At 75.9% G+C, this 6,302-nt stretch carries 3 protein-coding genes and 1 pseudogene; 2 read left to right on the top strand and 2 right to left on the bottom strand.

All coding sequences use genetic code 11. From position 1 onward, the window contains the following. On the bottom strand, positions 1 to 1,473 hold a 1,473-nt coding region (locus tag ACFVU9_RS45055), incomplete at its 3' end, for an RNA polymerase sigma factor (RefSeq protein ID WP_387603817.1). A gap of 391 nt (positions 1,474 to 1,864) precedes the next feature. Next, positions 1,865 to 2,737 carry a TetR/AcrR family transcriptional regulator gene (locus ACFVU9_RS45060; RefSeq protein ID WP_380436915.1) on the bottom strand — a complete coding sequence of 291 codons (873 nt, stop codon included), beginning with the start codon at positions 2,735 to 2,737 and terminating at the stop codon, positions 1,865 to 1,867. Positions 2,738 to 3,317: 580 nt separating this feature from the next. Here ACFVU9_RS45060 and ACFVU9_RS45065 point away from each other — a divergent pair. Together ACFVU9_RS45065 and ACFVU9_RS45070 are read left to right on the top strand one after the other, a co-directional pair. Continuing rightward, the gene (locus ACFVU9_RS45065) at positions 3,318 to 4,679 is read left to right on the top strand and encodes an NAD(P)/FAD-dependent oxidoreductase (RefSeq protein ID WP_387603820.1); all 1,362 of its coding nucleotides are present in this window, start codon (positions 3,318 to 3,320) and stop codon (positions 4,677 to 4,679) included. Positions 4,680 to 4,826: 147 nt separating this feature from the next. After that, positions 4,827 to 6,119: pseudogene (locus ACFVU9_RS45070) on the top strand (PP2C family protein-serine/threonine phosphatase); the annotation flags it as partial. Positions 6,120 to 6,302: the final 183 nt, after the last annotated feature.

The raw sequence follows: 6,302 nt of genomic DNA on the forward strand, positions 1-6,302 counted from the left end.
GCCGAGGCCCTCCGCGGCGACCGCGCCGGCCCCGGACCCGCTCCCGCCGGCCGCGCCCCCGGCACCGGCCGCGCCCCCGGCACCGGCCGCACCTGCTCCGGCACCCGCACCACCGGTACCGGCCGCGGACCCGGCGGCGGCTCCCGTCGTGCCCGCCGTCGTGCCCGCCGTCGACCCGGCCGTCGCCGCGGCCGTCCCGACGGCGGCGCCACCGACCGCGGCGGCACCCCCCACCGCGGCCGCGGCGGCGCCGAACCCGCCGACGCCGACCCAGACCAGCACCCCGCCGGGCAGCAGCGCGCGCAGACCGGTGTTGATCTCGGACAGTTCGAGGTAGGCCGCCGTGCAGCGGTCGCACTCCTTGAGGTGCCGTCCGACGTCCGCCGAGGCCCGCTTGCGCAGCGAGCCGCGCGCGTACGCGCCGAGCCGGTTGGCGTACCCCTCGCACGCCCTGTCCTGGCTGCCGGAGACGTGGGCCTGGAGGAACGCGGCGGCCAGGCGGTCGCGGGCCCGGTGGGCCTGGACGGCGGTGGCGTTGGCGGTCTTGCCGAGCATCACCGCGACGGTCTTCGGGGACTCGCGTTCGACCTCGGTGTGCCAGAGTACGACCCGGTCGTCCTCGGGCAGTTCGGCGTAGGCCTGCATGACCATGCGCTGGTCGGCCATGGCCATCGCCCAGGCGTCGGCTCCCGGGTCGGCCAGGTCGAGGTCGACGACGGCGGCCGAGCTCTGGGCGAACACGCCGAAGTCGTCGACGAGTTGTTCGCGCCGCTCGCTGCGGGTCCAGGCCGCGGCGACGTTGCGCACGGCGGTCAGCAGGTAGGCGCGGACGGCGAACTCGGGGCCCTTGCCCGCCCTGAGCGCCTGCAGGGTGCGGGCGAACACCTCGCCCGCGAGGTCCTCGGCGGTGAAGCTGTCCCGGCAGCAGGTGCGCGCGTAGCGGCGGACGGAGTCGACGTGCCGGCGGTAGATCTCCTCGTACGCGGTGTCGTCGCCGGCCCGCACCCGGGCGGTCAACTCGGCGTCGGAGGGCGGGCGCTCGCCGTCGACCGGGTCGGCGGGGGCGGGCACCGTGGGGCGGGCACGGCGGCTGCCGCCGACGAAGGCCTCGGGGGCGACGCCACCGCGGCCGGCCGGTGCCTGGCCGGGCACCCGGCCCGACGGGAGGGCGGCGGCGGAGGCGGACAGCGACTCGCGGCTGGGCATCCCGGCCTGGTCGGGGACGTGGCCGGTGGCCGGTCCCGCGGCCGATCCCGGCGCGGCGCCGGGCACTTGGCCGGACGCGCGGCCGGGCACGCCGGAGGACGACGCGTCGGACCCCTCCGCCGGCCCGCCGGAGTGACCGCCGACGGCGCCGTCCGGCGAACCGCCCGCGTGACCGCCGGCGCGGCCGCCGGCGCGGCCGCCGGCGCGGCCGTCAGCGCGGCCGAAGTCGAGCCCGTATCCGTAGTCGTTCTGTTCCTCGGCGCTCACAACGGACCCCAGCCTCCACGACAGCCCCCGTAGCGCGGCAGAGCACGCGGGCGTGCGTGGGCGCACGGTCCCCCGTCGTACGGCGCCGACGGCGCTCGAAGGGCGCGCATCGGGACATTGGCTCCAACCACGGGCAAAGGATGGCATAGCGCAGGGAAGGGCGGTAGCCGGACCGGCCGGTACCCACTCTTCCGAGGGGACGTCGCGGAGGTGTTCGCCCAGCGCACGACAGCCGGTTGTGCGACGCCCGCACCCGGCGCGCGCCCAGTGCCCGCGCGCCGGTCACTCGTCCAACTCCCTTACCGGTCACGGCAGCCCGCCGTGCCGGGCCGACCCGCAGGCCGTGCCCAGGATCACCGGCCCCGGCGGGCGCGAGCCCGCCCGTGGGCCGTCAACGCGCCCGCAGGCCGTCCAGCAGGATCTGCAGCAGCCGGTCCGAGGGCCCGGCCACCGCGTGCCCGTCCGGCTGCGGCCCGCCGACCACGACGCCCGGCACCCCGGCCACCGCCGGCACCGTCCGCGCCGCGTGCACCGGCACCGACGCGGTCAGCACCAGGACGACGTCCGCGACCGTGACGCCCGGCCGCAGTTCGCCCGCCGCGCCCGCCCTGGCCACCAGGGCGGCCAGCAGCTGGAGAAGCAGCCGCGGATCGGCGTCCGCCGCCGTCGCGTCGGCCGCCGTCCGCGCCTCGTCGCCGCGCAGGTCGAACCGGGCGGAGAGCGCCTGTTCGGGCGCCCGCTGCTCGGGCACCCGGCCCAGCTCCTCGGCGTACCGGAACGCCTCCGGCGGCAGCAGCCGCCCGGCGCCCGTGCTCACCGCGCGCGCCAGGTACCCGGCCAGCGACTCCCAGGCACCGCCGCCGCCGTACAGCGACTCGCGCGCCTGTGCCGTCAGCCAGGCCACCTCCTCGGCGGCGATCCGCTGGACCAGCACCTCCTTGCTCGGGAAGCGCCGGTACACCGTGCCGACGCCGACCCCGGCGCGGCGGGCGACCTCCTCCATCGGTGCGCCGTAGCCGAATTCGCCGAACACCTCCCGGGCGGCGCGCAGCACGCTCTCCAGGTTCCGCCGCGCGTCCACCCGTAGCCGGGCACCCGGCACGGCGGCCTGCAAGGGCTCCGCCCGGTACGGGACACCGGCGTACGAGACCGCCGACACCCCGTGCTGCGGCGGCAGTTCCACCGGCCCGCGCTGCTCCGGCACCGTGCCCTGGACGACGTGCGGTGCACCCGCCCGCCCCAACATCTGTTCCTGCTCCATCATCTCAACTCTCCCCCGCAGGCGTCCGATCCCGGACCCTGTCGTCGCCCGCCCCTGCACCCCCCGGTGCAAGCTCAGCCCGTCAGAAGTGACCTGATGACCCATTGCTCGTGCCGCCCGTCCCGTTCCGGTGACCACGGTCGTGCCACCGGGCCGGGCCACGCGTCCGGCTCGGTGCGTCGGCACCGTCCGGGGCCTCGTCCGGGAACTACCCTTCCCCGGATGACTGTCCCGCAGTCGGGTTCTCGCGCCAACGCTGGAACTGGCCGTAGTGGCCGCTCCACGGTGCGTCGCCGCCGGTTGTCATGGCGGTGGCCGCTCCAGCACACAATCCGACCATAGTTCACGGCTCTCCGAAGCCGAAAGTGCGTCAGAAAGTCACCCGGACAGCACAACTGGCCACACCGGTCACTCGCGCCGCATCCGGCCCCGTACGGACTGTGGACAAGACGGCCCCCCACGGTCCTTCATAGGGGGGCGCGTCGGGGGATACCCCCCGAACGGGGGACGGCCCGGACTCCGTGACCGGGACGGAACACCACACGAACGCGACACCGTCCGGAGGTGCACCATAAGGATCCTGATCGCCGGAGGCGGCTGCGCCGGGACGGCCACCGCGCTCCACCTCCAGCGCGGCCTGCGCGACCGGCTGCGCCGGGGCGAGGTGGAGATCACCGTCGTCGAACCCCAGGCCTACCTCACGTACCACCCGCTGCTCGCCGAGGTGGCGGCCGGCTCGATCGACCCGCGGCATGTGGTCGTGCCGCTCCGCCGGGCCCTGCCGGACTGCCGGGTGCTCACCGCGAGGATCACCCGGATCGAGCACGCCGCCCGCCGGGCCCTGGCCGACGCGGCGGCCCCCGGCGAGTCCCCCACGCCGATCGAACTCCCGTACGACGTCCTGGTGGTGGCGCCCGGCTCGGTCTCCAGGACGGCCCCGGTGCCCGGCCTCGCCGAGTGCGGCCGGGGCTTCTCGACCGTCGCCGAGGCGGTCGGCCTGCGCAACCACGTCCTCGAACAGCTGGACCTCGCGTCCGCCACCCGGGACCCGGCCCTGCGCCAGTCCGCCCTCACCTTCGTCTTCGTCGGCGCCGGGTACGCGGGCGTCGGCGCGCTCGCCGAGCTGGAGGACATGGCCAGGTACGCGGTGCGCGGCTACCACAACGTCGCCCCGGAGGACCTGCGCTGGGTGCTGGTCGAGGCCACCGACCGGATCCTCGCCGAGGAGTCGCCCGAACTCGCCGCGCACACCCTCGGCCAGCTGCGCGAACGCGGCGTCGACGTCCGGCTGCGCACCACGCTGGAATCGGCGGCCGGCCAGGTCGTCGCCCTGTCCGACGGCAGCCGCTTCGCCGCCCGGACCCTGGTCTGGACGGCCGGGGTGCGCCCGTCCCCGCTGCTGCGCGACACGGACCTGCCGCTGGACACCGCCGGCCGGGTGCGCTGCCTGCCCACCCTCCAGGTCGTCGGCCCGGACGGACGCGCGCTGCCCGGCGTCTGGGCGGCCGGCGACTGCGCGGCCGTGCCCGACCCGCACGCGGACGGCGCCCCCTGCGCGCCCAACGCCCAGCACGCCTTCGCCCAGGCCGAGCTGCTCGCCCGCAACGTCGCCGTCGCCCTGGACGGCGGCCCGCACTCGCCCGACCTCGCCGCGTACCGGCCGGGCCCGGCCGCCTGTTCGACCTCGCTCGGCCTGCGCCGCGCCGTCGCCCACACCCGGCGCGGCGGGCGCCTCACCGGACGCCGCGCCTGGTGGCTGCACCGCGCCCGGCACCTGCGCCGGCTGCCGAGCGCGGACCGGCGGGTGCGGGTGCTGATGGACTGGGTGCTGGGCGGGCTGTTCTCCCGGGAGGTCGTCTCGCTCGGCACCCTGGAGCACCCGCGTTCGGAATTCGAGGCGGGGTTCGGACCGGGCCCCGAACGTGGGCCGGACGCCCCGGCGTGACGGACCGGACGGCCACGCCGAGCGCGCGCGACTTCCGGAATCGGCCCTCCGCCTGACAGGATCAGCCCCAACCGAGTCATTACCCCGTGTGCTGATGTGTACACAAAAAGTGATGATATGACTGGAAAACGAGGAAGCGGCCGTCGTTTGAACCTCATGCGCTGGAGCGCCCGGCTCACCGGAGTCCCCTGGCGTGCCGCCCCGCAGACCGCGGTCGGCACGGAGGACGGCGTGCCCTCCGGCGACGTCGTGGTCCCGGGCCCGCGCGACCCGACCAGCCTCGCCACCGCGGCCGAACTCCTCGACCCGCACAAACCCCAGCACCTGCGCGAGGTCCTCAACCGGATCCCCGCCCCCGTCGCCGTCACCTACGGCCCCCTGCACCAGCTCGCCTACGCCAACCGCGCCTACCGCGAACTCTTCGGCGAGCGCCCCACCGGCCTGCCCGCGTGCGAGGCCCTGCCCGAGCTCGCCACCCTCGGCGTCCTGCCGCTCATGGACCAGGTCATCCGCGGCGGCCGGCCCCGCAGCGTCAAGGCGCGCTGCATCCTCGGCCTCACCGGCAACCGCTACTACAACGTCTCCTGCGTCCCGCTCGGCGCCGGCGACCCCCGCGACGTCCGCGACTCCCGGGACGTCCCCATCGACGGCCCGCCCGCCGGCGTGCTCATCTTCGCCGCCGAAGTCACCGACCAGGTCCTCGCCGCCGCCCGGCTCCGCGAGGCCGAACGCCGCCAGCGCGAGGCCGCCGTCACCCTCCAGCGCAGCCTGCTCCCGCAGAAGCTCGACCAGCCCGCCGACCTCCGCGTCGCCGCCACCTCCCCGCCCGGCGGCGCCGAAGCGGCGGTCGGCGGCGACTGGTACGACGTCATCGCCATCGACGGCGGACGCACCGCGCTCGTCATCGGCGACGTGATGGGCCGCGGACTGCGCGCCGCCGCCGTCATGGGCCAGCTGCGCACCGCCGTCCGCGCGTACGCCCGCCTCGACCTCCCGCCGCACGAGGTCATGCGCCTGCTCGACGGCCTCGCCATGGAGATCGACGCCAACCAGATCGCCACCTGCACCTACGCCGTCTGGGACCCGCAGCGCCGCACCCTCTCCTACGCCTCCGCCGGCCACCTCCCGATGCTCCTGCGCTGCCCCGACGGAACCATCCTGCGCAGCGAGGAGCAGAACGGCCCGCCCCTGGGAACCGGCGGCGGCCTGCACGTCTCGCACACCCTGCGCCTCCTTCCCGGCACGACCGGCGTCCTCTATACGGACGGACTCGTCGAACGCCGCGACGAGGACATCGACCAGGGACTCGACCTCCTCGCCCGCACCCTGACCGGCGCGATCGGCGCCCCCGAGGTGATCTGCGCCCGTCTGCTGCGAGCCATGGGCGTGACGTCGGAGCACGACGACGACGTGGCCGTCCTGGCCTTCCAGCTGCCAGCCGACGAGACTGCCGAGGAGGCCCCGGAGGAGGCCCCCAAGGAGCGGGAACCCGTGCTTGACTCGGTCTCCGGAGAGGTCTAGAGTTCTTCGAGTTGCCTGACAGGGAGCACCGGACACGCATCGGCGCGGACGGTCCCGGGGCGGCCAATCCTCTGAAACACCACTTCCCGGTCCGGGCTGGGT

The organism is Kitasatospora sp. NPDC057936 (assembly GCF_042887525.1).
Classification (GTDB): Bacteria; Actinomycetota; Actinomycetes; order Streptomycetales; family Streptomycetaceae; genus Kitasatospora.

Bases quoted from the DNA above. Each gene is read 5' to 3' on its own strand.
- ACFVU9_RS45060 (WP_380436915.1), bottom strand. From the start codon at position 2,737: ATGATGGAGCAGGAACAGATGTTGGGGCGGGCGGGTGCACCGCACGTC.